The sequence below is a fragment of the Bacillus sp. EA-CB0995 genome (genome assembly GCF_055814245.1).
On record NZ_CP169269.1, the window covers coordinates 3,621,486 to 3,647,893 of the forward strand.

At 36.4% G+C, this 26,408-nt stretch carries 20 protein-coding genes and 5 pseudogenes; 7 read left to right on the top strand and 18 right to left on the bottom strand.

From position 1 onward, the window contains the following. Nucleotides 1-55 precede the first annotated feature (55 nt). Complete coding sequence (gene prpE, locus ACEWFJ_RS18665; protein WP_473689495.1) at nucleotides 56-796, top strand: bis(5'-nucleosyl)-tetraphosphatase PrpE; 741 nt, start codon at nucleotides 56-58, stop codon at nucleotides 794-796. Between the two features lie 15 nt (nucleotides 797-811). On the opposite strand, the gene ACEWFJ_RS18670 is transcribed toward prpE, so the two are convergent. The 4 genes and pseudogenes from ACEWFJ_RS18670 to ACEWFJ_RS18685 form a co-directional block, all read right to left on the bottom strand. Beyond that, nucleotides 812-1,702, bottom strand: a complete 891-nt coding sequence (locus ACEWFJ_RS18670; RefSeq protein WP_473689496.1) for an RluA family pseudouridine synthase — start codon at nucleotides 1,700-1,702, stop codon at nucleotides 812-814. A gap of 121 nt (nucleotides 1,703-1,823) precedes the next feature. Further along, on the bottom strand, nucleotides 1,824-2,621 hold the full coding sequence (locus ACEWFJ_RS18675; protein WP_473689497.1) for an NAD kinase: 798 nt from the start codon (nucleotides 2,619-2,621) through the stop codon (nucleotides 1,824-1,826). Between the two features lie 21 nt (nucleotides 2,622-2,642). Further along, nucleotides 2,643-3,278 carry a GTP diphosphokinase gene (gene yjbM / locus ACEWFJ_RS18680; RefSeq protein WP_429708393.1) on the bottom strand — a complete coding sequence of 212 codons (636 nt, stop codon included), beginning with the start codon at nucleotides 3,276-3,278 and terminating at the stop codon, nucleotides 2,643-2,645. 172 nt (nucleotides 3,279-3,450) lie between these two features. Continuing rightward, nucleotides 3,451-3,821: pseudogene (locus ACEWFJ_RS18685) on the bottom strand (UPF0738 family protein). A gap of 143 nt (nucleotides 3,822-3,964) precedes the next feature. On the opposite strand from ACEWFJ_RS18685, the gene ACEWFJ_RS18690 reads away from it, so the two are divergent. From ACEWFJ_RS18690 to ACEWFJ_RS18700, 3 genes are all read left to right on the top strand, one after another. Beyond that, on the top strand, nucleotides 3,965-4,543 hold the full coding sequence (locus tag ACEWFJ_RS18690; protein WP_429708392.1) for a CYTH domain-containing protein: 579 nt from the start codon (nucleotides 3,965-3,967) through the stop codon (nucleotides 4,541-4,543). A 240-nt stretch (nucleotides 4,544-4,783) separates the two neighbouring features. Continuing rightward, nucleotides 4,784-5,179, top strand: coding sequence for a globin domain-containing protein (locus tag ACEWFJ_RS18695; RefSeq protein ID WP_429708390.1), 396 nt, complete (start codon nucleotides 4,784-4,786; stop codon nucleotides 5,177-5,179). Then, the gene (locus ACEWFJ_RS18700; RefSeq protein ID WP_429708388.1) at nucleotides 5,179-6,072 is read left to right on the top strand and encodes a ClpXP adapter SpxH family protein; all 894 of its coding nucleotides are present in this window, start codon (nucleotides 5,179-5,181) and stop codon (nucleotides 6,070-6,072) included. The genes ACEWFJ_RS18695 and ACEWFJ_RS18700 overlap by 1 nt, the downstream gene beginning before the upstream one ends. Before the next feature lie 585 nt (nucleotides 6,073-6,657). On the opposite strand, the gene pepF is transcribed toward ACEWFJ_RS18700, so the two are convergent. From pepF to mecA, 4 genes and pseudogenes are all read right to left on the bottom strand, one after another. Continuing rightward, nucleotides 6,658-8,457, bottom strand: a complete 1,800-nt coding sequence (pepF, locus tag ACEWFJ_RS18705) for an oligoendopeptidase F (protein ID WP_473689498.1) — start codon at nucleotides 8,455-8,457, stop codon at nucleotides 6,658-6,660. A 72-nt stretch (nucleotides 8,458-8,529) separates the two neighbouring features. After that, a pseudogene (locus ACEWFJ_RS18710) lies at nucleotides 8,530-9,770 on the bottom strand (competence protein CoiA). An 88-nt stretch (nucleotides 9,771-9,858) separates the two neighbouring features. Further along, nucleotides 9,859-11,402, bottom strand: a pseudogene (cls, locus tag ACEWFJ_RS18715) (cardiolipin synthase). Nucleotides 11,403-11,477: 75 nt separating this feature from the next. Beyond that, the gene (gene mecA / locus ACEWFJ_RS18720; protein WP_473689499.1) at nucleotides 11,478-12,149 is read right to left on the bottom strand and encodes an adaptor protein MecA; all 672 of its coding nucleotides are present in this window, start codon (nucleotides 12,147-12,149) and stop codon (nucleotides 11,478-11,480) included. A 444-nt stretch (nucleotides 12,150-12,593) separates the two neighbouring features. Between mecA and ACEWFJ_RS18725 the strand changes: the two genes are divergently transcribed. Together ACEWFJ_RS18725 and ACEWFJ_RS18730 are read left to right on the top strand one after the other, a co-directional pair. Then, the gene (locus ACEWFJ_RS18725; protein WP_473689500.1) at nucleotides 12,594-13,262 is read left to right on the top strand and encodes a TerC family protein; all 669 of its coding nucleotides are present in this window, start codon (nucleotides 12,594-12,596) and stop codon (nucleotides 13,260-13,262) included. A 293-nt stretch (nucleotides 13,263-13,555) separates the two neighbouring features. Next, entirely contained in the window at nucleotides 13,556-13,978 is a 423-nt protein-coding gene (locus ACEWFJ_RS18730; protein WP_473689501.1) for a GNAT family N-acetyltransferase, read from the top strand. A 135-nt stretch (nucleotides 13,979-14,113) separates the two neighbouring features. On the opposite strand, the gene spx is transcribed toward ACEWFJ_RS18730, so the two are convergent. The 5 genes and pseudogenes from spx to ACEWFJ_RS18755 all read right to left on the bottom strand — a co-directional run bounded on the left by spx (nucleotide 14,114) and on the right by ACEWFJ_RS18755 (nucleotide 19,537). Then, a complete protein-coding gene (spx, locus tag ACEWFJ_RS18735; protein ID WP_473689502.1) occupies nucleotides 14,114-14,509 on the bottom strand; it encodes a transcriptional regulator Spx in 396 nt (131 codons plus the stop codon). A 486-nt stretch (nucleotides 14,510-14,995) separates the two neighbouring features. Next, complete coding sequence (locus ACEWFJ_RS18740) at nucleotides 14,996-16,471, bottom strand: aminotransferase class I/II-fold pyridoxal phosphate-dependent enzyme (RefSeq protein ID WP_473692590.1); 1,476 nt, start codon at nucleotides 16,469-16,471, stop codon at nucleotides 14,996-14,998. Nucleotides 16,472-16,885: 414 nt separating this feature from the next. Next, nucleotides 16,886-18,318, bottom strand: a pseudogene (gene pdxR, locus ACEWFJ_RS18745) (MocR-like pyridoxine biosynthesis transcription factor PdxR). A gap of 239 nt (nucleotides 18,319-18,557) precedes the next feature. Next, nucleotides 18,558-19,001, bottom strand: a complete 444-nt coding sequence (locus tag ACEWFJ_RS18750) for a YfmQ family protein (protein ID WP_473689503.1) — start codon at nucleotides 18,999-19,001, stop codon at nucleotides 18,558-18,560. 341 nt (nucleotides 19,002-19,342) lie between these two features. Then, entirely contained in the window at nucleotides 19,343-19,537 is a 195-nt protein-coding gene (locus ACEWFJ_RS18755) for a hypothetical protein (RefSeq protein WP_098306192.1), read from the bottom strand. Nucleotides 19,538-19,978: 441 nt separating this feature from the next. Here ACEWFJ_RS18755 and ACEWFJ_RS18760 point away from each other — a divergent pair, with 441 nt between their 5' ends. Continuing rightward, a complete protein-coding gene (locus ACEWFJ_RS18760) occupies nucleotides 19,979-20,182 on the top strand; it encodes a hypothetical protein (protein ID WP_098306190.1) in 204 nt (67 codons plus the stop codon). A gap of 138 nt (nucleotides 20,183-20,320) precedes the next feature. Here the strand turns inward: ACEWFJ_RS18760 and ACEWFJ_RS18765 are convergent. The 5 genes and pseudogenes from ACEWFJ_RS18765 to opp3b form a co-directional block, all read right to left on the bottom strand. Continuing rightward, nucleotides 20,321-21,960, bottom strand: a pseudogene (locus tag ACEWFJ_RS18765) (peptide ABC transporter substrate-binding protein). A 342-nt stretch (nucleotides 21,961-22,302) separates the two neighbouring features. Then, nucleotides 22,303-23,238 (bottom strand): ABC transporter ATP-binding protein, encoded by a 936-nt coding sequence (locus ACEWFJ_RS18770; protein ID WP_473689504.1) that lies wholly within the window; start codon nucleotides 23,236-23,238, stop codon nucleotides 22,303-22,305. Continuing rightward, complete coding sequence (locus ACEWFJ_RS18775; protein ID WP_473689505.1) at nucleotides 23,231-24,274, bottom strand: ABC transporter ATP-binding protein; 1,044 nt, start codon at nucleotides 24,272-24,274, stop codon at nucleotides 23,231-23,233. Before ACEWFJ_RS18775 ends, ACEWFJ_RS18770 begins: the two co-directional genes overlap by 8 nt. Nucleotides 24,275-24,294: 20 nt before the next feature. Next, nucleotides 24,295-25,311 (bottom strand): oligopeptide ABC transporter permease, encoded by a 1,017-nt coding sequence (gene opp3C / locus ACEWFJ_RS18780; RefSeq protein ID WP_098306182.1) that lies wholly within the window; start codon nucleotides 25,309-25,311, stop codon nucleotides 24,295-24,297. Next, entirely contained in the window at nucleotides 25,308-26,237 is a 930-nt protein-coding gene (opp3b, locus tag ACEWFJ_RS18785) for an oligopeptide ABC transporter permease (protein WP_473689506.1), read from the bottom strand. Before opp3b ends, opp3C begins: the two co-directional genes overlap by 4 nt. Nucleotides 26,238-26,408 lie beyond the last annotated feature (171 nt).

Consider the following 26,408-nt stretch of genomic DNA (forward strand, 5'->3'; position numbering starts at 1 on the left):
TTTTTTTCTTGCCTTTGTAGCGGTATACTAATCAAAAAAGAGTAGGTGATCCAATATGAAGTATGATGTTATCGGAGATATTCATGGCTGTTTAGAGGAGTTTCAATCATTAACAAAACAACTTGGTTATAAATGGGATAGCGGGTTACCTGTTCATCCACAAAAACGGCAACTTGCTTTCGTCGGTGATATTACAGACCGTGGTCCTCATTCTCTTCGCATGATTGAAATTGTGTGGGACCTTGTCCTGCATAAAAAAGAAGCATATTATGCCCCCGGTAATCATTGTAATAAATTATATCGTTACTTCCTTGGGCGCAAAGTGCAAGTGGCGCACGGCCTAGAAACAACCGTTGCAGAATACGAAGCATTAAGTACACGTGAGCAAAAAATCATACAGAAAAAGTTTATTGATCTTTACGAACAGTCGCCTCTCTATCACGTACTGGATAACGGAAAACTCGTTGTTTGTCACGCTGGTATTCGCCAAGATTATATCGGGAGAAGTGATAAAAAAGTCCAAACTTTCGTCTTGTACGGTGATATTACAGGCGAAAAGCACCCTGACGGTTCTCCTGTCCGCCGTGACTGGGCGAAACATTATACTGGAGATGCTTGGATTGTATACGGACATACACCTGTACAAGAACCTCGATTCGTCAATCATACTGTGAATATCGATACTGGATCAGTATTTGGCGGAAAATTAACAGGACTTCGTTATCCGGAAATGGAAACGGTGTCCGTTCCTTCTTCAATGCCGTTTGTACCGGAGAAATTTCGTTCTATTGACTAAAAAAAGCTGATGGAATCATGATTCCATCAGCTTTCTCATATCTTCCGGCAACTCCGCATGAAATGTAAGCTGCTTTTCTAATACAGGATGATAAAATGTTAAATTTGTACTATGTAATGCTTGTCTCTTTATTTCATCCGTTTTCCCACCATACAAATCATCACCAAGTAACGCATGGCCGAGATGCGCCATATGTACTCTAATTTGATGCGTCCGTCCTGTTTCTAATTGAAGTGCCACATGCGTCTTATCTTTCAATCTCTTTTGCACATCGAAGTGAGTAACTGCTCGCTGCCCATCTTCACGGACCATGCGCTCAATAATACTATCATCTTTTCGTGCAATGGGAGCATCAATTGTTCCGCTGTCTTCTACTATCGTTCCATGAACAATCGCTTCATATGTTCTTTGCACTTGTTTTTGTTGATGTTGCTTGGATAACAAGTGATGGATAAAACGATTTTTTGCAATTAACATTAAACCAGATGTATCCCGGTCGAGCCTTGTTACAATATGTACTGTACTTGCAAGATTTTGCTGATCATAATAATGCAAAAGAGCATTAGCTACACTCCCGCTCGGATGCTCTCTTGATGGAATTGTTGACATATACGGCCGCTTATTAATAACAAGAACAGAATCGTCTTCATACACAATCGAAAGTGGGATATCCTCGCTTAGCATTCCTTCACTTCTTTGCTCAGGTGGGAAGCATACTGCTAACTTCTCTCCCTCTTGCAAAACATGACGTACATTTACAGAATGTCCGTTCACTTCAATCGCTCCGCCATGAAACTTTATATCTGTTAACGCTGCTTTAGAAATACCTTTCGCCTTCAAAAACTCTCGAATAAGCATTCCATCATCTGTTTCTGTTATACACCAAGTTAAAGTAAACCTTCTCAACTGCATAACTCTATTCTATTCCTCTCTACCAGTGTTCTTTAAGTGTTCCCAATGTATCCTGAGCCCGATTGGCTCAACTAACTAGCAACGGGAAAAACGTCCGCTGCTAGTTAGTTGAGCTTTACTGATCTGCCACAAAGGAATCACGCACTCGTTTCCAAAATGGAAATGGACGAAACCGCACAAATCGAACCCTTTGATTTGCCACCCGGTATTGAATCGATTTAACATCTTGATGATCCATCGTCAAATGATCAATTGTAATTTGCAAGTTCATTCCAGTAGCTGGTTTTAACACACACGTATGATGCTTCGGTAATACGAGCGGAGATCCAACTGTACGAAAAACTCGATTATTAATAGACGCCATTTCTGTAATTTGAATGGCTTCCAAAGATGGATGAATAATCGCTCCGCCCAGTGCTTTATTATACGCGGTACTCCCAGAAGGTGTTGAAATACAAAGGCCGTCACCGCGAAATGTTTCAAAGTATTCACCGCGAATTTCTACATCCATAACAAGCGTTCCTTCATTGCTTTTTACCGTCGCTTCATTTAGCGCTAAAAATTGTGATTCTTTACTTCCATTCATGTAACGAATAATGACCTCTAATAATGGATATTCAACAACTTGAAAAGGCGTTTTTGCAATCGCAATGACAAGCTTCTCAACTTCTGTTGGTAACCAATCTGCATAAAATCCTAAATGCCCGGTATGCACACCGACAAATGCTGTTTTGTCTAACCGATTCTGATAGCGATGAAACGCATGCAGCAGTGTTCCATCTCCTCCAACAGAAATTACAATATCTGGCTCTATTTCATCCATTGTAAATTCAAAATTGCGTAAGTACTCTGTCATCGTACTTGTAAGCTCATTTGATGATTGATCTCCCTTTGACATAATTGCAAATTTCATCGCCCAACACCCTTTAGATTATTATTCTGTTTCTTTCGCCTCTTGCTTGCGCGAAAAAATCTTTTGTGCTTCTTTGATTTCAAGACGAATCGAAGACATTTCTTCGTCTAATAGATAAGCTGCTTCAGCTGCGCGCTGCAAACGCACTTTAATATCTTCTGGAAAGCGCCCACGATATTTATAATTTAAAGAATGCTCGATTGTTGCCCAAAAATTCATTGCTAACGTTCGAATTTGAATTTCAACTAACACTTTTTTCTCCCCACGAATCGTTTGCACAGGATAACTAATGACAACGTGATAGGAACGATAGCCACTTTCCTTCTTTTGCGTCACATAATCGCGTTCTTCCACAATTTCAAAATCGTTACGTTTTCGTAAAAATTCTACAACTGGCTTAATATCATCAACAAATTGACACATCATGCGAAGCCCAGCAATATCTTGCATTTCTTCCTGCAAACGATCGAGTGGAATAGTACGTTTTGCTGCTTTATCAATAATACTTGCAACGGATTTGACTCTACCTGTTACAAACTCAATGGGCGAATGTTCAGCCAACATTTCAAACTGAGAACGCATTCCTTTTAATTTTACTTTCAACTCTCCTACAGCTTGATGATAGGGAGCTAAAAATTCTTCCCAATTTCGATCCAATGTAACCACCACCAAAACAAATCAGTTTCTTCTATCCCGCTCTAATGGGCAGTAAAATCCCAATCTCAAGATTCTAAGAAATCGCAGAAGATGGAAGACAACTGCCCGTATGAGCCCGATTGGTTCAACTAACCGTCAGTACGATAATGCCTCCACTGACAGAAGTTTCACTTTACAGAAACACTTTTTCTACTGCATTTACGAGTTCCTCACCGTAATTCGCATTTCCTTCAATATTTTCAATTAAATATTCCAATTCTTCTTTCATTTGTTCTAACTCGATTTCAACGTCATGAATACGAACAAACATTGTTTCATCGTTCTTCATTGCATTTTTTAAATCTTCCCAGCACGTATGCGGGATACTCACGTAAATAAAAGAGGTTTCATTCTCTAAAATATATAAAAATGATAAATTGTCTGAATCTACAAGTACGTGACTACGTGCCTTTAAACCATCTACACGTAGCTCTGTATTTTCCGCACAAAAAATAAGAGCATCTTCTCTTTTTCTACGCTCTTAACTTGAATTTTATTTTGCATGCTTTAACTCCTCCATATCATACTTCCTGTCATAATCAACACTTTTATTGTAACATAACATACAACGAAACAAATAAAACATTGAATGAAATTTAGGAAAAAGCGATAATGAGTACCAGATATTTCACAAAAGGAGAGCGCATATGCAACAAGAAATTGAAATCGAATTTAAAAACATGGTCACAAAAGAGGAATTCCATTCTTTATGTCAGGCATTTGCTATTACAACATTCGCAAAACAAGTAAATCACTATTTCGAAACGCCTACATTTTCATTAAAAAATGCTGGCTCTGCACTTCGTATTCGTTGTAAAAATAATACTTATACACTAACACTAAAACAACCGGCAGAGGTTGGATTATTAGAGACGCATCAAAGCTTAACAGAAGAAGAAGCTAAAATAATGATTGAAACAAATAAGTTAATCAAGGGAGCTGTTTCCAAGCAATTAGAAACCCTACAAATTCCTGTTTCTTCATTACAATACATGGGAAGCTTAACAACAGAGCGAGCAGAAACAACATTTGATGGCGGTACCCTCGTATTCGATCATAGTTTTTATTACGAACATGATGATTATGAACTTGAATACGAAGTAAGCGATGAACAGGCTGGACAAGCAGCATTTGCTTCTTTATTAAAAGAACATAATATTCCTATCAGACATACAAAAAACAAAGTGCAACGCTTTTTTCTTGCCAAGGGCCAAAAAGAACAATAAACTAGCAAAGGGTTGATTAAGAGCTATTTATTTGCTCTTCGTGACAATCCGTTGCTACAATAAAGTCAAACCTCCATCAGTGGACGCTTTGTCCCACTGATGGTTAGTTGAACCATTCGGGCACAGTTCGCAGTTAGCCCCTATCTCCTTTGAATGATTTCTCATGAAATTGAGGTGGAGATCTTACTGCCTACAAGTAGCGGGATAGATATACATTTGATGGAAAAAGGAGTTACAAGGATGAACAAGCAACCAACGACACCATTTGAAGCAATTGGCGGTGAACAAGGCATTGCAAAATTAGTCGATACATTTTATTCCTATGTCAGTAAACACCCTGACTTATCTCCCATCTTCCCAGACGATTTAACAGAAACTGCTAGGAAGCAAAAACAATTTTTAACACAATATTTAGGAGGACCAAACCTTTATACAGAAGAACATGGTCACCCAATGTTACGTGCTCGTCATCTGCCGTTCGAAATTACACCGAAACGCGCAAAAGCTTGGCTCTCGTGTATGGAGCAAGCGATGGATGATACCGATGTACACGGACCGATTCGTGATTTTGTATTTGAACGTTTGACGTTAACGGCGCAGCACATGGTCAATACTCCCGAAACAGGTGAAGCTTAATGGAAAAACAGGAAGCAAAACATATTGCATCAATCTCGCCTTCCAAATGTGAGCCTAAGTCTGTAGAAGCATATTTATTTATTGATCCACTTTGCAAAGATTGTTGGGACATCGAGCCATTGATGATTAAACTATGGCTCGAATATGGAAAATATTTTTCACTCCGTCACATTGTTACCGGTAAGGTAGAAGGGGCCATCTCCCCATCACACAAATGGAATAAACCTGCTAATATTCGATTTGTGTGGGAAAAAACAACAAGTTTACACGGATTTTCTTGCGACGGAAAAGTATATACGCATGGGGCTTCATCAACTCCGTATATAACTTCACTTGCCATAAAGGCGGCAGAATTACAAGGTCGAAAAGCAGGTTCGAAATTTTTACGAAAACTTCAAGAATCCATTTTGCTTGAAAATATATCAAAGCCAGATATAGATATGCTGCTTATATGCGCGAAACAAAGCGGAATTGATATTGAAGAATTTAAACAGGATTTACATTCTGTCAGTGCCGCAAAAGCATTTCAATGTGATTTGAAATTTACAAATGAAATGCACATTACAGAAATCCCTTCTCTTGTTTTCTTTCATGCTAATTCTAATGAAGAAGGAATTAAAATTGCTGGTATTTATTCTTACGATGTGTATGTACAAGTATTAAAAGAAATTGTAAAAGAAGAAATTGAACCACAACCACTTCCTTCTTTAGAAGTATTACTAGAGCAAGTTCAGTTTATGTCAACAAAAGAAATTGCCTTTATTTATAATTACTCTCAAACTGAAATAGAACGAGAAATGAAAAAATTGCTACTGAAAAGAAAAGTACGCATGGTTGATACAAAACGAGAGCGTTATTGGAAATGGATTACAAAAGAAAACGACCTGGTGTAAAACACCAGGTCGTTTTCTTTACGGCTTATAAAAATATTAAAGGGGATGGGAGAAATTTCACGTTCAAACAAAGGGGTATATGTTTGTATGTGAATTCGTTCACGTTTATTATATTACAAGATTCGACGTCAGATGACAACCCTTTTTGTCGAATTTCACATTTTTGTCACATTCTAAACGTTTTCATTTCGGAATATAGTATATAAAGAGTATTTGTCCCGCTATTCACGGGCAGTAAGACCTCCATCTCAAGATTGTGAGGAACTCGAAGAAGATAGGTGGGGGATAACCGCTGGCATGCGCCCGATTGGTTCAACTAACCATCAGTGGGGAAAAAACCCACTGATGGAAGTTTCACTTTATAGGAGGGTTTCCATTGAAAAAATCCCATTTTTTATTATTTATTTGTATCGTTTTCCTCTTCTTTTGTTTATACGTCCTATCATTGTTACAAGTATTCCCACTAATTTTATCACTTCCCCTTTTATTTGGAGCAATCGTATTGGCTGTATCATACCTCAATAACCAAAAGCGATTTAAAGGATTTTAAACAAAAACGAGAGTCATACGACTCTCGTTTTTCCTCTACTTCTCTTCAAATAGAAGTGCTTCTAATTCATTTAATTTCTCTTCAAATACTTGCATTGCTTCTTTTACAGGCTCTGATGACGTCATATCAACACCAGCTTTTTTCAATACTTCAATCGGATAGTCAGAGCTTCCCGCTTTCAAGAACTCATTAATGTAACGTTCTACTGCTGGCTGACCTTCTTCTAAAATTTGTTTTGATAGGGCAGTTGCTGCACTAAAGCCTGTTGCATATTGATATACATAATAATTGTAATAGAAATGCGGAATACGAGACCACTCTAAACCAATTTCTTTATCGATGACTAAACTATCACCGAAATACTTTTTATTTAGCTCATAGTAAATTTCCGTTAACATATCTGGTGTTACTGCATGACCTTCTTGCACTTTTTGATGAATAACGTGTTCAAACTCAGCAAACATTGTTTGACGGAATACTGTACCTCGGAAACCTTCTAAATAATGATTTAATAAGTATAGACGCTTCTTCTTATCATCTGTCGTTTTTAATAAATAATCATTTAGAAGTGCTTCATTACATGTAGACGCTACCTCCGCAACGAAAATTGAATAATCACCGTACACATAAGGCTGCGTTTTTCTTGTATAGTAACTATGCACAGAATGACCAAATTCGTGAGCAAGCGTAAATAAATTATTTACATTATCATGCCAGTTCATTAAAACGTATGGATTTGTTCCATAAGCACCAGATGAATAAGCACCGCTTCGCTTCCCTTTATTTTCATATACATCTACCCAGCGATTTTCGTAAGCTTCTTTTAAAATATCAACATACTCTTCCCCAAGTACATTTAATGATTGTAATAACATATCTTGCGCTTCTTTATATGTTACGTTCATTTTCACTTCCGGTACGAGCGGTGTATATAAATCGTACATGTGCAATTCTTCTAATCCAAGTGCTCGTTTACGGATATCGATGTAACGATGTAATAAATGTAAGTTTTCATTTACTGTTTCCACAAGCTGATCATAAACAGACTCAGGAATATTATTATTGCTCAGTGCAGCTTGGCGAGCAGAATCATACTTACGAACATTCCCATAAAAATTATTTCGTTTAATTGCACCATTTAATGTGCTTGCAAATGTATTCTTATATTTCCCATACGTTTCATATACAGTATGAAAGGCATCATGGCGAACACGAGGATCATCACTTTCTAAAAATTGAATGTAGCGGCCATGAGTCACTTCTACCTCTTCTCCATTTTCATCTTGAATAGATGGAAACTTCAAGTCGGCGTTATTTAATATACCAAATGTATTACTAGATGCGCCCATAACTTCAGAAGCCTGAGCTAATAACGCTTCTTCTGCTTCTGATAATACGTGAGGACGCTGACGTGTAATTTCCTCTAATGCATGCTCATATACTTTTAACTCTTTATTTTCTTGTAAAAATGAGCGCAATGTCTCTTCTGAAATCGTTAAAATTTCCGGCACAATGTACGCCATACTACTTGATACTTGTGAATATAAGCTTGTTGCACGGTCATTTAACGCTTGATAAGATGAATTTGTTGTATCTTGGTCGTAGCGCATATGTGCGTATGTATACAATTTACCAAGACGCATCGATACTTCATCTTCATACTGCAACGTTTCTAACAACGCATTTGCCGATTCTCCAAGCTTCCCTTTAAATTCTGTAAGTTTTGGTAGTAACTCTTTCACCGCTTGAAATTCCGTTTCCCACTCTGCATCCGTTTGGAAAATATCTTCTAAGCGCCACGTGTTTTCTACTTCAACTTCACTACGTGCTGGCAATGCTCTTACTTTTTTTGTTCAGCCATGTGTAAACCCTCCTTATTCATATCTCCTAGTACAATTCGATTCTTCTTATACAATTCCTTCTGGGTACTTTTTTATTATATCCGTTTTCTCTTGACTCATGTTATACTTTGCTTCCACAAGCATAAGGGCCTCTGCTAAAAATAAGCGATCAAACTTCTGTATCTCTTTTTCTGTTTTTGGCACAAAAAAACATCGTACTTTTCGATATTTGTAAACATCAACTTGCTCAATCTTTCCAATCAAACATAAAAACTGCATATATTCTCTCACTGCCTGTTGCCAAAATGCTTGCGGAAAATACGGTAGTAACCGTCTATGAATCGCTCTATGCCTCTCAACATAATGAAAAATGGTATGCAACGAAAAATATTCTCCTACCGTAAATTTGCCTAGTAGCTCAATTAAAATGTAAGCTTGCCATATGAAAGAATGAGTACGAAATGCTAGGAGCGATGGTAAAGGGACACCAATTTCAGCAGGAAAACAAGATGGGGATATATGATGATGATAAAGAAGCTCTAAAAAGGAGCGCTCACTTCGCTTCCACATATGAATACCATTTGCACGGAGGCGCTGTTTTTTATTCATCCACTCTTTTTCTAAACATTGGATTGATATAGGTGATGTTGTAAGAAGAGTTGTTAATGTAGTCGTATGAAGCGGAAAATAAATTGCATGTGAAAAAACGATAGACGAGGAAAAAGGTAAAAGAAGATTGCATTTAAAAAAGCTTTTGCATCAGGACAAAAATAAAGGAGATAAGGGTTTGAATGATACTGCACACAGCAGGAATGAAAAGAAGAAAGCGACATCCAATATGTTGCATGACGTTTTAACTGATTTCCTCCCAAGATCCATAATATTTGAATCCCTTCTTTCCAATACCCTTCCGTTCGTTTTAACAGCTGCTCTGCTGATAAAGTTGCACATTGATATTCAATAGCGATTTGTCGATTACCAATTGTTACAAACAAATCAGGTCGCTGCTGAATCGTGGCCAAATAATGCTCGATTTTGATAGAACAAACTTGTGACTGAAGCCATCTGTATAACTGTTCTTTTCCCCGTAAGTGATACGCCGATTCATTTTCAAGCTCGATTTTACAGTTATGTGATTTTTTATGAGCGAAATGCCATTGTTTTTGTTTTCCCAGTTTTAGCTGTACTTCTAAGTGACAAATGGGGCAGAAAAAGTGCTCGTTCTTCCGTAACATAGTGAGCTGTTTTTCCTTCCATCCATGAAGAAGATGAATTTCTTCCCCATTTTCTCTCTTTGCAACAAACATCAAATCACTTCCTTTCTTCCGTATGGACTATTCTACAATGACGAGCGAATTCCTGCTGTAATGAAAAAAGACTCATTTCCATGAGTCTTTAGAGTAAAGGAGACAATAACCGATATGTCGATTCCACAATCCGCATCACAAGGTGGCGGTTCTTAAAGCGATCAACATAAATTTCATTTGATACCTGCAAATCTTCTTCAAAGTCTGCCACAAGCTTGCGAATACTGTTTGTATCATATAAAAAGGCATTCACCTCAAAATTCAAATGAAAACTTCTCATATCCATATTTGCTGTTCCAATTGATGCCAAATCAGAATCAACAATCACAACCTTGCTGTGTAAAAAACCTTTTTCATATTCATATATTTTTACGCCTGCCTCTAATAATTCTGGAAAATAAGAACGAGACGCATAAAATACAGTCCTCTTATCCGGTTTGCTCGGCATTAACAAGCGAACATCAATACCTGCTAAGGCCGCTACTTTTAATGCTGATAAAATATCATCATCTGGAATAAAATATGGCGTCGCAATCCAAATTGATTTCCTTGCTGAAGCAATCATCGCAAAATATAAATGCTTAATCGTTTCCCATTTACTATCAGGTCCGCCCGCAACGAGCTGCACGCCCCCTGTCCATCTCCCTCTACGATATCGACCTGTACATAGTCTGATGTTAATACCGCTTCACCTGTCATGTAAAACCAATCTTGTAAAAAGATAAGTTGCAAACTTTGTACCGCTTCACCTCGTAAATATAGATGAGTATCTCGCCAAAATCCAAAATATTTATTTTCTCCTAAATATTCATCTCCAATGTTTAAACCGCCAACGAAGCCTTCATTTCCATCAATGACAATAATTTTCCGGTGATTTCGATAGTTAATTTTGTCATTTAAAATGGGAAAGCGGACAGGAAAAAACGGTACCATCTCAACACCTGCATTATTTAACTCCTCAATATATGTTTTTGACAGTTTAAAACTCCCTACTGCATCGTATAAAAATCGAACTGCCACGCCTTCTTTTGCTTTTTGGATGAGAATGTCTTTAATTTTTGTACCAATTTTATCATCACGTACAATGTAATATTCCATATGAATATGATGCTTGGCCTTTTTCAATCCATCTAAAATTGTTTGAAATGTCTCTTCCCCATTTGTTAATACTTTCGTTTCCGTATGAAAAGAAATATTTAATGCCCCAAGACGATCTGCTAGCCGAAACAATAATTCTTGATGTTCATGTTTTTTCAATATACGGTCATGATAATACTCATGCCCTTTATACTGTAAAAACGCCTGCTCGTCTAAAAGCGCCTTCTTTTGAAACATTCGTTTTCTCCGAAAATTTTGTCCAAATAGAAGATATGCAAAAAAACCTACTACCGGAAAAATCCCAAGCACAATTAACCAAGTTAATGTTTTCGAGGGATTACGATTTTCTAAAAAAATCACAGATCCAATTAGAAATGCTGATATCGTAAATAGTGTACTTAAAATTCCCAAAAATGAAATATCTTTAATCCCAATTACATCTGAATAAAATGTTACATCAATAAATAGACGTAACGAAATAAACACAACGAATAAACCAATCAAAAAGAAAAATAGCTTCAATATATTTTTCATATCCGCCCCCCTTACATACAATCCCTTTTAGTATATCCACATTTAAAAAGCCGATTTCAGTGTAAAGAAATCGGCCTACATTCCAGGAGAAAAATGATTACGAATTGTTTCAAGTGCATTTTCAGAAACAATTTGCTTTCCGTATTCATGAACGCGATGAATCGTTAAAGCGGATTCTTCTCCATATTCTAATATTACACTTAAAATACGGTCAATCTCCTCTTCATCGTGCACTACCTCATCAAATTCGACATATAGATAATAGCGGTCTTCAAATGAATATAATTCATCTTTTATCTCTTCAAATATAAGTCGATGACTTAATGAAATAACATGCTCAAAATCGTCGAATTTAATTAAAAAACCGAATATACCATCTTCATTAAAAATCGCTCCGGTTTCTTCTTCTATTTCCTGTTCAAATAACGATTCAATTCGCTCATCAAGGGGAATATCGATAATTTTATCGAGGCCAATTGGTAATTCTAATTTTTGTCCGTCTTTCGAAAGCTGCGCTTTCGTCACAAGTACTTCAATTCCTTTTTCAAGTGCTTGAACTTGAATCCAAAGCGGTCCATCAATAAAAAAGTCGTCATGGTCACGCACTTCATCCATCATTTCCCAAAATAGTTGTTCACTTTTATCGCGGTTATACCAAATCTCTTCACGGTTAAATCCACGGTCTTCTATATCAATGTACGAGATATAAAATTTCATCGTATGATCATTAACTCTTTCAATATCCAAAATGTACCTCTCCCTTCCTATTTGGAATGGTTATGAAGGGATTCCCCAATCATATTACAAAAAAAGTTAGAATCTTGTACTCTCATTTTATGATAAGATGCTCCAGAATGGAAATAAAATCACCATATTTTTAAAAAAAACAGTCATTTACCTAATTTTTTATTTGATAAAGTACGCTCCTTGACGAAATAATGACTCCTCCATATTTCAAGAAAGGCATTGGACATGTTATTCATGTAAATGATTGTCCTATATTCTTTTTTCCTGCATATGATGTAAACGAAACAAACTAAAAAAGACATTTCTTCTTCTCTAATTTACAATACATTTACCGTTCATATTAATCACAATCCTTTTCTTACATAATGATTCTAACTAAAACAAATCTGATTCTAATAGGCAGTGTTTCTGTCTATTAGGACAGAACAAACGGAGGCAAACTGAATGGATTTAGACTTTCTCTCATCCATCCTTATAATCGTTGGTATCGACATTGTACTAGGTGGTGACAACGCGATTGTCATCGCACTCGCAAGTCGCAATTTACCAGAAACAGAGCGAAATAAAGCGATTGTTTTAGGAACTGGTTTAGCCATCGTACTACGTATCTTCCTCACAGTACTTGCCGTTTATTTGCTTAACATTCCATTTTTACAATTAACTGGCGGGATTTTACTTACTCTCATCGCAATCAATCTGCTCACAGATAACAATCATGATCTTTCTAGTATTAAGGCAAAGACAACCTTATTTCAAGCCGTACGAACAATCGTTTTCGCAGACCTTGTTATGGGATTCGATAATGTACTTGCAATCGCCGGGGCTGCACATGGAAATATTGCATTAGTTGTTATCGGATTACTCATTTCTATTCCTATTATCATTTGGGGAAGTAAACTCATTTTATTATGCATGGAAAGATTTCCTCTTCTCGTTTATATTGGTGCTGCTATCTTAGCTTACACAGCGGGTAATATGGTAGCACATGAAAAATTTTTCACATCATTTTTCGAGAAGAATCCATTTTTCACAGCAAGTATTCCCGTTCTCTTCACGATTGCAGTATTACTCGTTGGAATTCTTGTAAACCAAGTAAAGCTGCGAAATACATGAAGTTCAACTACTCAGACGCCGGGTGTCCTGTTATAAAAATGTTTTTGACTGAGCATCGTTGGTCTAATTAGATTTCCCTATTCTTATTTTTCTACTTTAGTAAAATAAAGATTTAGACTGATGACTCAGTTTCTTTCATGAAGAAAATTTTTATTAAAATAAAGTATTAGACTAAATAGTAAATATACGATTTTTATATGGGCAATAAGGACCATTCTGAGAAAGCATACTTCATAAAATCGTTATGTATACATTTTTGCATAAAGATTTTAAAAAAGAAAAAGGGAATTTTCATGCAAATAATCCGACAATGGAACCAAGAAGATAGTAATTACATTAGACAGAAGGTTATAGAATATAATACTTCACAACTACCAGATGAAGTAAAATCTCCTTCTGAGAATGTAAGCCTTGTGGTAAGAGACGAAGAAGGAAACATAATAGGTGGTATAACAGGAACCATCTTTTGGCGTCACATGCATATTGATTATCTATGGGTAGATAATCAATTACGCCATAAAGGATACGGAACTAAGTTACTACATAAAATGGAAGAGGTTGCAAAAGAGAAGAAATGTAGACTTATTATACTTGATACTTTCAGTTTCCAAGCTCCTAAATTTTACAAAAAACATGGCTATAAAGAATTTGGTCTCATTGAGGATTACCCAAAAGGATTCCGCCAACATTTTTTAGAAAAAAGACTGGAAGCATAACTTTCGATAACAAGAATTATGTAAATGTTATCTCCTTTTAGCAAAATACGACATGTTTTATTCGTACAAAAAAAGGAGCTAATGGCCCACATTCCGCTAAAGCAGAATTGGGAATCAGCTCCTTTTCATATTATATTAATTTACAAGACGTTGCGCTTCGCGTAATTGAAATGTTCTCACTGTACGTGGTAAAAAGCGGCGAATTTCATCTTCGTTATAACCAACTTGTAGGCGTTTTTCATCAATCATAATAGGACGACGAAGAATACCTGGGTAATCACGAATAAGCTTATATAAATCTTGAAGAGGTAAAGATTCTAAATTAATATTCAATTCCTGAAACACTTTGGAACGAGTTGAAATAATTTCATCTGTTCCACTTTCTGTCATACGTAAAATCTCTTTAATTTCCTCAATCGATAATGGATCAGAGAAAATATTACGTTCTGTATAAGGAATATGGTTTTCCTCTAACCATAATTTCGCTTTTCTACAAGACGTACAACTTGGAGAACTATATAGTATTACCATACATTACTCACTCTCCTTAAAAAAGTACACATTCTGTACTATTTCACATTTTCATAATTATGTTCAAACAAATTTTGTATCGCTTATGACTACTTGTCTAAAAATAAGGAATTTCAAAACTTGCAAGCGAACCTTTCTAAAAAAACAATTACTTTAAATAAGTAACTTCTATAATCATTATACAATAGAACAAGAAAGAAATATACAGTAAATTTTCTTCATAATATACATAAAAGTTATGTATCCGATGTGTATTTTGTAAGAAAAATATGTGTATTCAACTGATAGGAACATTTGTTCTTATTTATTTTATCAAACTACATTCCTTCTGTCTACATACATATTTACATAGGCACTATACTTGAATTTCACATTCTAAAAAACAAAAAGACGTCTTAGCACTTGACTAGGACGCCTTCAACCTGCATTGACTTTATTAAAAATCCCCTTGTGTAACTATTATAGCTAGGACAATGCCGCTCACACTTATTTTATAGGACGATGTTCTTTTATGACACGTAACGATTTCATCTCATAATCCTCAGCACCTTGTACAGGAAGACCTGCTTCTTTATTCTTTCTTGTATATATAAGGTTTTCTTCCGTAATAATCTCGCCAGGAATGAAAATAGGGATGCCTGGTGGATACACCATGACAAATTCAGCGATGATTCTTCCAACCGATTCTTCAAATGGGATCATTTCCGTTTCGGCATAAAAGGCATCACGCGGTGTTAACGCCAGCACCGGGATGTCCGGCAATAACACAGAAGTATTTATATTGAGATCAGCCTGATCTTGAAATGTGGCCGACAGTTCTTTCAAGGCATGTATAAGTTTTGCTAGGTCCTCATCGGTATCACCAGGTGTAATGATACAAAGAATGTTATATAGGTCAGAAAGCTCGACTTCAATATTAAATTTTTCACGGAGCCATTTTTCTACATCGTACCCAGTAATGCCAAGCTCTTTTACCGAAATCAAAAGTTTTGTTGGATCCATAGCAACCGCAGCGTTCGTTCCTAAAATTTCACGACCAGCGCAGTACAAATAGTCAATTTCATTAATTTCGGCACGTGTTTGCTCTGCTAAACGAATCGTACGTTCCAATAAAGCTTGTCCCTCAGTCGCTAATCGTTTTCTTGCCACATCCAAAGAAGCAAGCAAGATATAAGAAGTGGATGTCGTCGTTAACATACTTAAAATCGTTTGTACATGCTTCGGTGAGACACGACTTCCTTGCACATTTAAAATGGAACTTTGCGTCAGTGAACTTCCTAATTTATGCACACTTGTCGCTGCCATATCAGCACCTGCTTGCATAGCAGAAAGAGGCAGCTCATCGTGAAAATGAATGTGAGCCCCATGTGCTTCGTCTACTAAAACCGGAATATCACGTTCATGAGCGATGTCCACAATTTTTTTCAAATCGCCAGAGATCCCAAAATAGGTAGGATTAATCACAAGCACAGCTTTGGCATCTGGATACTGTACTAACGCTTTTTCTACGGATTCAGGTGTAATACCGTGTGAAATACCGAGATTCGGATCAACCTCCGGATGGATGAAAATAGGTATTGCACCTGAGAAGATAATCCCGCTCATAATGGATTTGTGTACATTGCGCGGTACAAGAATTTTATCACCAGGTCCGCAAACACTCATCACCATTGTCATAATCACACCGCTCGTCCCTTGAACAGAAAAGAAGGTATGATCAGCACCAAATGCTGTAGCTGCCAGATCTTGCGCTTGTTTGATGATTCCTTTTGGCTGATGTAAATCATCTAAGGGAGCGATGTTGATTAAATCTATCGCAAGTGCGTTTTCACCAATAAACTCTCTAAATTCAGGATCCATACCTTTTCCTTTTTTATGACCAGGAATATGGAATTGAATTGGTTCTTTTTCTGCATGTTCTACAAGTGCAGTAAACAATGGCGTGTTAGATTGAGAACACATTTTTAGCATCCACCTCTTCATTTATCTAATTTCCCTTTGTTTCCCCATCCATTTTAGAGACTTGAATGGAGAATCACCGGTTTATCCCGCACTAACGGGCAGTAAGACCCCCACTGATGGAAGTTTCACTTTATATTCAGTCTGTATTATGCAAATTAAGATTAGTTTTCCCGTACATAAAGTAGTTAACGTTTTTTATTTTTATCTAAAATAAAAATGATTCATGAACTTTACATGAATCATTTCTATTTATCCCGCTATTCGCGGGCAGTAAGATCCCCCACTTTATTACTTTTTCCACCCAAGTTTGTGCCCCGCACATTCCACAGTAACAATTTGAATAATGATAAAACATATGTGATGCAACCATTTCGGTATACAGCATTCTCCGTGCTTTACTTTTTATATACATAATTATCGAATGTTGTTTACTGTCTCCGCGAATCTTTTAATACCTTCACGAATGAGGTTTGTGTCTCCTCTTCCAAAAGTAAAACGCACATACCCTTTTTCCGAACCAAAAATACTCCCTGGAACAAAGACTATACCCTTTCGTATAGATTCTTCCAATAAATGATATTCATTAATTGAATTCGGTATCTTACACCATAAATGGATGCCACCTTCTGGAACAAGAAATTCAACTTGTTTACCTAAAAATTTATCAAGACTTAAGGTCATTTGATCCCTTCTCTGCTTGAGTTGTTTTCGAAGCATACAAATATGAGCATTAAAATATTCCGATCTCAAAAATTGATTTGCCACCCATTGAGGGAATACACTATGTCCAAAATCCACTTGCTGCTTCCCATCCGCCAGACGTTGAATTACTTGTGAAGGTCCAATAATCCATCCAATTCGTAATCCTGATGCTACAATTTTCGATAATGAACTAACATATAAAACATTTCCATTATAATCCATAGATTTTAAGGTTGGATTTACTTTTCCATTGAAAGAAGTTAAGCTGTAGGGATCATCTTCTACAATAGGTATACCAAAATCGGACGACAATTCTAGAATCTTTTTACGACGTGCCAATGAAAGAACACTTCCTGTAGGATTATGATGATCGGGATTTAAAAATATCATTCGCAATCTATGTTTTTTGTGTAAATCTATAATATCATCCGGATTAATGCCATGTTGATCCATAGGTAAATGAAATGTTTTTAACCCAGCAGATTGGAATAATGGAAGGGAAAAACAATAAGATGGATCTTCAATAGCAACAGCATCCCCCGGCTTAAGCAAGCATTGAACAATAAGATGAAGTGCTTGTTGAGCACCTGACGTAATAAGAATGGAAGAAGGATCAGCATCTATATTTTTATAGTTATCAACATGCCAAGAAATTGTTTCCCTCAATATCTCATTGCCTTGTGGATGATCATAACCTAAATGTCCTGTAAATGTTTGCTCTGAGAGAATGGTACGAAATTGATCGGTTGGAAACAAATCCGGTGACAATTCTCCACCAGCTAAATTAATTAAATCCGTCTTTTGAGTTTCCGTACGAATTCGCTGAACTAGTGGCAAATTTGGGAGAAATGAGCCATCCTCTACATATCGGCCCCAGTTCGGGATGCGTTTATGCGATATTCCCCATATATCTGTACTTACACGCGTTCCGCTTCCTTTTTTCGCTCTACTACCCCGAGCGACTGCAGCTCCTGATATGCAGATACTATCGTACTGCGATTAACTTGCAACTCTTTTGCTAAAGTACGTTCCGAAGGTAACATACTATTTGGTGAAAATTCTCCCGAAGAAATCCCATATTCAATATAGTCTGCAATTTGTTTGTAGACAGGCTTCTTATTCGCACGATCGGGTTTCCATTCCATTTCGTTTCATCCTTATCATCATTTCTTTATTTATAAATTTAATGACATGAATAATTAAAATAAATTTAAAAATACTACCCTTCTTATAATAAACAAACATCTCAAAAAAATAACCATCCACTTCTATAGTATTTTAATCATCCACTTATCTAAAACAATTCCATATATTAATAAAAAAAGGATTCCCTATAGTTTAGGAATCCTTTTCTTTCTATTTTAGATGGGAGCTTTGCAAATGCTTATAGCGCTCCAGCTGTCGTTTCATTCATCTCCCCTGTTACTAGCACAGAATGTTTTTGAAGGCTATTGGAACGCAGACTATACGCAACTACTTTCTTCTTGTACTGTTTGACTACATCAACGTGATCGTCGTAACTATACACAGAAAACCTAACGTCATTTTTGCCTCTTTTAGTATCAATGATTAATGGTGTCCCACTGCTATTTGGAGGAAAATAATATTTCTCTAAAAATAACGCTTCGTTAAAATGATTAATAACTTGAATTTTGTCTTCACCTTCCAAGCATTTTCCGTCGATGGTTACGGTGACATTCGCATCATTAAGTTTTGGATGCAATTCAAATTTTTGGGCAACCGATTCCACAACAGAGGTTGGAAGACTCGTCACTATTAATTTAATAGAAAACATAAGAATCAACGAAAGTATAAACCAGGTCGTCATATTTTATCATCTCCGTTACGCTCTAAAATAATATTTTTTGATTTCGATTTTTCTATTGATTGCACTCTTGAATCATATCTTCGACAACGGCTAATCTGAGATTGTATTTAATAATTAAGATTACCTGCGAAACCACCGTCAAAATATAAAGTGAAACTTCCATCAGTAGGGATTTTTTCATCCCCCACTGATGGTTAGTTGAACCAATCGGGCGCATGCCAGCAGTTATCTCCCACCTATCTTCTTCGATTTTCTCTGAATCTTGAGGTGGGTCTTACTGCCCGTTAATGCGGAATAAAGGAATTCGCTAACCTTTATCCCGCTAATCGCGAGCAGTAAGACTACAAGATGACAATCGCATACCATGTAACTCCTATGAGAAGACTTAAAAGAAGTACGATATAAATAACAGACAAATTAGTCACATTCTGCTTCGTAGAGTTACCATAATTCTCCTCCGTATTTCTTGCAACTAATACAGTACCAAGGAGTGATCCAATTATAATAATAATGACTAATAAAAATGCAAATTTCATTGGTTTTCACCTCTCTAAAATCAGTCTATTTAAACAGAAAACCTAATAAATAGATTTCCGAAAAATTTTACATTTTCTAGATGAGGACATTTGTCTATACTAAGGGATCATTCCCTAGTAACTATATATAAAAGACACATTCTATGCTTAAGAACATAACCAATATACTTAAAGATACTACCTTTCTCTTCTATAATAAGAGATATTTTCCCGAAAAGGTCCATCCAATTTAACATCATTTTGCTCATCCACTTTACGAATAAAAAGTATTATGATTCTAAGCAATTGCTATCAGTAAAAAATAAAGTGAAACTTCCATCAGTGGAAGTCTTACTGCCCGTTAATGCGGGATAAAAACATGTATATCTTTTCAGACAATTCTTTCTTTTCTATCTTTTTTCACATACAATACATATATACATATACAAAGGAGGCTTATATATGGGGGCATTTTTTCTTGATTTCGCAATCGTTGCAGCATTAGTCATTGGGATTACCGCAACAGTCGGAATTATCACAAATGGGATTGGAGAAAAATTGTTTGGCGGTAAAGACAAAATGAAATTCGTAGATAAATCCTCTGAAGTGCAAGCTGGTTGGAATAAAGTTGGCGGTAAAGGTATTTATAAAAAACATACGTACTAAAAAATGAAGCAGGATTGGAATCCTGCTTCATTTTTATGCTTATTATTTTATTCTAAACTAACAAGTTTAAAGCTCTCGTTAATTCAACTAATAATCCGTAAAGAATGACGAGGCAACCTCTAGGATCAAAAATTCATTTTACTTACTTACAGAAGCCCACTTAAAGCTTAACTCTGGACCATATTTATTGATGTAAATATCCTGTATTGTTTCACGCTGTAAATACGCTCTTCCACGTTGGTATATCGGTGCAATAACTGCATCGTCGAATAACATTTTCTCTGCACTCAATAAATTGTTCCAACGACCTTGTAAGTCTGAACTATCTTGTTTACCTTTTGTAATAATTTCATCATACTTAGGATTTGAGTAACCCATTTTATTCTGTGCACCGTTTGTCACAAACATATCAAGGAATGTCATTGCATCTGGGTAATCTGGTCCCCAACCGCTAAATGAGATGTCATAATCACCGCTGCTCTCTAATTTTAACAATTGCGCAAAAGGTTGTGTTTTAATATTCACTTTTAAGCCTGGTAAATTCTTTTCTAATTCACCTTTTAAATACTCACTTGTTTTCTTTGCAAATTCTGTATCAGAGTTTAATAACGATAATTCAATTGTATCTTTTCCAAGTTCTTTTTTACCAGCTTCCCAATACTTCTTCGCTTCTTTCGCATCAGCTTTTACAAGGTTTCCATTCTCTTTGCGGAAATCTTTTCCGTTTGGCCCCTTAACAAAGTCAGCTGGAATTAAACCGTATGCTCCTTTTGAGCCGTTATTCAATAGTGTGTTTACCATTGATTCGCGCTCAAAGCCCATGGAAATTGCTTTACGAATATTTTTATTCGCTAAAGCTGGATTTTTTCATTTAAACGTAAGAAATATACTGTTGGATCGCTTGTCGTTTTAAAATCGCTACCTTTTTTATATTTATCTACAAATTCTGCCGATAAATAAACACGGTCAACTGCGTTTGTTTCATATAAATTTACCGCTGTTGCTGTATCTTTTACGATATTATAGTTGATTTCCTCTAATTTGACTGTTTTATTATCCCAATAAGATGGGTTTTTCTTTAACTGGAAGCTTTGCTCATGCTTCCATTCACTTAATACAAATGGTCCATTATACAATGTTGTATTTGCTTCCAATCCGTGCTTCGTTCCTTGTTCTTTCACATATTTCTCATTAAGAGGATAGAACAACGGATATACTGTTAAATCTACAAAATATGGAACTGGATTGTCTAGTTCTACTTCTAATGTATAATTATCAACTGCTTTTACACCTAATTGTTCTGGCGGCAATTGTTTCATATTGATTTTCTCTGCATTCTTCACATCAAACATTATGTAAGCAGATTTTGCAGTTGTATCTGGATTTACTGCTCGCTGCCAAGAATACACAAAATCTTTTGCGGTTACTGGGTCACCATTTGACCATTTTGCATCTTTACGTAATTTAAACGTATATTTCTTTCCATCTGCTGATTTTTCATACGACTCAGCAACACCTGGAACTAATTTATTATCTTTTCCAAGACGATATAACCCTTCCATTGTATTGTTCATTACATTTGAAGATGTTCCATCTGTTGTTAATGTTGTATCCATCGTTGGAAGCTCAGCTGTTTCAACCAGGTTAATCACCTGTTTTGCACTACTTGTGTCCCCTTTTGCTTTCGCTTGCGAGTCTTCTTTTGTATATCCGCAAGCTCCTAGAATCATACTTACTGTTACTGTTGATGCAAGTAGCATCGGCACCTTTTTCTTCATGTATTATACCCTCCCCCAAAATGTTAGCCCTTTCACTAAAAAGTTAAAAAAGTAAATAAGTTCTAACAATTCATATTATACACATAAATAAGTTATTTGTATATTCATTTTACTATCTTATTAAAATTTTCTGTTAATACTAAATGTTCTGTAATCGTTTTATACGTCTGCTTTATTTGACCTTTAATTATTTTTTAATTTATTTAAATTATTAGAATATAATTATTCTGTTTTTATAGTATATGGTTTTTGTTCAATGATAAAAAAAGAACGAATGATTTACATATTCGTTCTTCTAAGAATTTAAAAAAACGAGCACATTTTTCATGTGCTCGTTTTCTCTTATTGATAAATTTCTTTATATTTCTTATATTCAGCTTCTGAGCAAAGAATAAAATGCCCCGGGCGAACTTCTCGCATCTTTGGCTCTTCATTACCATATTGATGCTGAGATGGATCATACACGATACGTTTACGATTGCGCTCATAATCTGGATCTGGAAGTGGAATTGCAGATAATAGTGATTTTGTATACGGATGAATTGGATGCTCATATAACTCTTCACTCGTTGCCAGCTCCACAATTTTCCCGTGATACATAACACCGATGCGATCACTAATATATTTTACCATTGATAAATCATGCGCAATGAATAAAAATGTTAGCCCTTTTTCTTTTTGCAATTTTTTCAATAAGTTAACTACCTGTGCTTGAATCGACACGTCAAGCGCTGAAATTGGCTCATCCGCGATAATAAAATCCGGTTCTACTGCTAGCGCTCTCGCAATTCCAATACGTTGACGTTGTCCGCCAGAGAATTCATGAGGGAAACGACTTGCATGCTCACGGTTTAGACCAACTGTTTCAAGCAACTCGTACACACGCTTCATACGATCCTCTTTGTTCTTTGCAAGACCGTGAATATCAATACCTTCTGCGATAATGTCTCCAACGCTCAAACGTGGGTTTAATGATGCATACGGATCTTGGAAAATCATTTGCATTTTACGGTTAAATTTCTTTAATTCAGCACGGGATTTTTTACCATGCACATTTTCACCATTAAATAATACTTCACCTGCTGTTGCATCATATAAACGAATGATTGTTCTTCCTGTTGTTGATTTACCAGAACCAGACTCTCCTACAAGTCCGAATGTTTCTCCGCGGTAAATATCAAACGTAACATCATCAACTGCTTTTACAACTCCACCGCTCACATTAAAATGTTGCTTTACATTTTTTACTTCAATCAATTTCTCACGATTATTAGTCATGCTGTTCACCCGCTTTCATTTGTCGAATACGTCTTTGGACAATTTCAGGCGGCTCCACATTCGGAGCTTGTTCATGAAGTAGCCACGTTGCTGCATAATGTGTATCACTTACCTTAAATAAAGGTGGGTCCATTTCAAAATCAATCTTTAACGCCTGTGGATTACGCGCTGCAAACGCATCACCTTTTGGCGGTTTTAATAAGTCTGGCGGCGTTCCTGGAATTGCATACAATTCCTCTTCCTCACCATCTAAACTTGGCATAGAAGCTAATAATCCCCATGTATACGGATGTTTTGGGTTATAGAAAATCTCATCAACTGTTCCAATTTCTACAACTTTCCCCGCATACATAACAGCCACGCGATCCGCCACATTCGCAACAACACCTAAGTCATGCGTAATAAAGATGATAGCTGCTTCTGTTTTTTGCTGAATATCTTTCATTAATTCTAAAATTTGCGCTTGAATTGTTACGTCAAGTGCAGTCGTCGGCTCATCGGCAATTAGTAATTTTGGGTTACAAGCAAGCGCCATTGCGATAACAACACGTTGTCTCATACCACCTGAAAATTGGTGTGGATATTGTTTTAAGCGCGCTTCCGGATTTGGAATTCCAACAAGATCAAGGAGCTCTAACGCCACTTTGCGAGCGTCTGCTTTACTCATTCCTTGATGCTTAACGAGACCTTCCATAATTTGGTTTCCGATTGTCATCGTTGGATTCAATGATGTCATTGGATCTTGGAAAATCATCGCAATTTCTTTTCCGCGAATTTGCTGCATTTCTTTTTCTGTTAACTTCGTTAAATCACGACCATCAAAAATAATTTCTCCTTTTTTAATACGCCCTGGTGGCTTTGGAATTAAGTCCATCAACGCTTTAGATGTAACGGATTTACCGGAACCAGACTCCCCTACAATCGCTAACGTTTCTCCTTTTTTCAAGTCAAAAGTAACTCCGCGCACCGCTTGTACTTCACCAGCATGTGTGTCAAAAGAAACATGTAAATCTTTTACTTCTAATAATGTTTTCATCATTCGCTCTCCTTTCTTCCTTATTTACGCATTTTCGGATCTAACGCGTCGCGTAAACCGTCTGCTACTAAGTTAAATGCTAAAATTAACATACTAATTACGGCCGCTGGAATAAACATCATATGCGGATATGTTTGAATTGACTTGTACCCATCACTTACTAGAGAACCTAATGATGCTAACGGTGGCTGAATTCCAAGACCAATGAAACTTAAGAAAGCTTCTCCAAACACTGCACTTGGAATTGTGAACATTGTCATAACAATGATAGAACCCATTAAGTTTGGCACTAAATGTTTGACAATTAATTGTGTATTTGTTGCTCCAAGTGTGCGTGATGCTAATACATACTCTTGATTTTTCATTTTCAATACTTGTCCACGAACAACACGTGACATTCCAATCCATCCTGTAAGAGCCATTGCAAATGTAATCGATAAAATACCAGGATCCATTATAATTACCATTAAAATTACGATAATTAAGTACGGAATACCATTTAATATTTCAACAAAACGTTGCATTAAATTATCAACGCGGCCCCCGTAGAATGCGGAAATACCACCATATGCAACCCCGATAACTAAATCAATTGCCGCTGCTAATAATGCGATATATAAAGATACTCGTGTTCCTTCCCACGTTCTTGTCCAAATGTCGCGGCCAAGATCATCTGTACCAAACCAGAAATACTCTTTAATATCTCGTTTTTCATATTGGTCTACACCGTATTGATCCACACCATCAAACGGCAGCCAATGAATATTCTCTAACACCGGTATTCTCGGCGGCATTTTCGCACGGTTTAAATCTTGATCTTTATAAGAATACTTACTCATCATCGGGCCAAAAATCGCTAATAACGCAATTATAAGGAGAATAACCATTCCAAAGACTGCACCTTTATGTTGAAACAGACGTCTTCTTACATCCTCCCAAAATTTTATACTCGGACGGGCAATAACTTCATTATCAGTATTGCTGCGATTTGCTGGCTGAAATAAATCTGGAGATATTTTTTGGATATCTTTCATTATTTTTTCCCTCCCGCTAAACGAATACGAGGATCAACTATACCGTATAGTATATCGACAATAAATATAACAAAAATGAAAACTGCACTATAGAAAAGGGTTGTACCCATAATAACTGTGTAGTCGTTCAATGTTATAGACTTAACGAACTGTTCCCCTAAACCTGGTATAGCAAATACTTGCTCAATAACAAGTGTTCCTGTCATCAAGTTAGCAACCATTGGACCTAAAATTGTAATAATCGGAATAAGAGCATTTCGTAACGCATGTTTTACAATAATTACACCTTTACTAAGCCCTTTTGCTTTTGCTGTTAAAATATAATCAGCCTGCATAACCTCAATTAATTCTGTACGTGCAAAACGAGCAATTGTAGCTGTTACGCCTACAGATAACGCAATCGTCGGTAGAATTGTGTATTCAAACCCTTTCCAAAATGCTACCGGCAGCCATCCTGCTTGTACTGCTACATAATATTGTAATAATGCTGCAAAAACGAATCCTGGTACAGACATTCCGAGTACCGAAATGAATGTCGCCCCGTAATCAGCCCATGTATTCGTACGAAGAGCTGCAACAATACCTAGTAATAATCCCATAAAAGTTCCTAAAACAATCGCTTGCAAACCTAATTGTGCTGATGGACCAATACGACTAACAACCATATCTGTTACTGGACGGTTATCATACTGGAAGGACACCCCTAAATCTCCTTGAACTAAATTCTTCATGTAGTGCACATATTGTACTGGTAGAGGATCATTTAAACCATACTCTTCTAAAATGATTTCCCTTTGTGCTGGCGATAACTTCTCTTGGTTTTTAAGCGGAGAACCCGGCAATAATTTCATTAAAAAGAATGTTAATGTTGTGATTAAAAATAATGTAATAATCATGTACGCGAAACGTTGCAATGTATAACGTCCCATAACTAGCACCTCCCCATTTTCTCAAAAGCAATAAGATAGTTTAAAATATTCTTACTATTATTGATTTAAAATAAGAGCATATGCCCATCATAGGCGTATACCCGTTGTAACCGATGGAGTAAAGTATATTATTGTTGGACAGAAGCCCACTTGTAAAAAAACTTGCCGCCA

Bases quoted from the DNA above. Each gene is read 5' to 3' on its own strand.
- spx (WP_473689502.1), bottom strand. From the start codon at position 14,509: ATGGTAATACTATATAGTTCTCCAAGTTGTACGTCTTGTAGAAAAGCG.
- ACEWFJ_RS18755 (WP_098306192.1), bottom strand. From the start codon at position 19,537: ATGAAATTTGCATTTTTATTAGTCATTATTATTATAATTGGATCACTC.
- ACEWFJ_RS18730 (WP_473689501.1), top strand. From the start codon at position 13,556: ATGCAAATAATCCGACAATGGAACCAAGAAGATAGTAATTACATTAGA.
- prpE (WP_473689495.1), top strand. From the start codon at position 56: ATGAAGTATGATGTTATCGGAGATATTCATGGCTGTTTAGAGGAGTTT.
- ACEWFJ_RS18740 (WP_473692590.1), bottom strand. From the start codon at position 16,471: ATGTGTTCTCAATCTAACACGCCATTGTTTACTGCACTTGTAGAACAT.
- ACEWFJ_RS18760 (WP_098306190.1), top strand. From the start codon at position 19,979: ATGGGGGCATTTTTTCTTGATTTCGCAATCGTTGCAGCATTAGTCATT.
- opp3b (WP_473689506.1), bottom strand. From the start codon at position 26,237: ATGGGACGTTATACATTGCAACGTTTCGCGTACATGATTATTACATTA.
- ACEWFJ_RS18750 (WP_473689503.1), bottom strand. From the start codon at position 19,001: ATGACGACCTGGTTTATACTTTCGTTGATTCTTATGTTTTCTATTAAA.
- ACEWFJ_RS18725 (WP_473689500.1), top strand. From the start codon at position 12,594: ATGGATTTAGACTTTCTCTCATCCATCCTTATAATCGTTGGTATCGAC.
- ACEWFJ_RS18690 (WP_429708392.1), top strand. From the start codon at position 3,965: ATGCAACAAGAAATTGAAATCGAATTTAAAAACATGGTCACAAAAGAG.
- ACEWFJ_RS18695 (WP_429708390.1), top strand. From the start codon at position 4,784: ATGAACAAGCAACCAACGACACCATTTGAAGCAATTGGCGGTGAACAA.
- ACEWFJ_RS18775 (WP_473689505.1), bottom strand. From the start codon at position 24,274: ATGAAAACATTATTAGAAGTAAAAGATTTACATGTTTCTTTTGACACA.
- ACEWFJ_RS18675 (WP_473689497.1), bottom strand. From the start codon at position 2,621: ATGAAATTTGCAATTATGTCAAAGGGAGATCAATCATCAAATGAGCTT.
- ACEWFJ_RS18770 (WP_473689504.1), bottom strand. From the start codon at position 23,238: ATGACTAATAATCGTGAGAAATTGATTGAAGTAAAAAATGTAAAGCAA.
- ACEWFJ_RS18700 (WP_429708388.1), top strand. From the start codon at position 5,179: ATGGAAAAACAGGAAGCAAAACATATTGCATCAATCTCGCCTTCCAAA.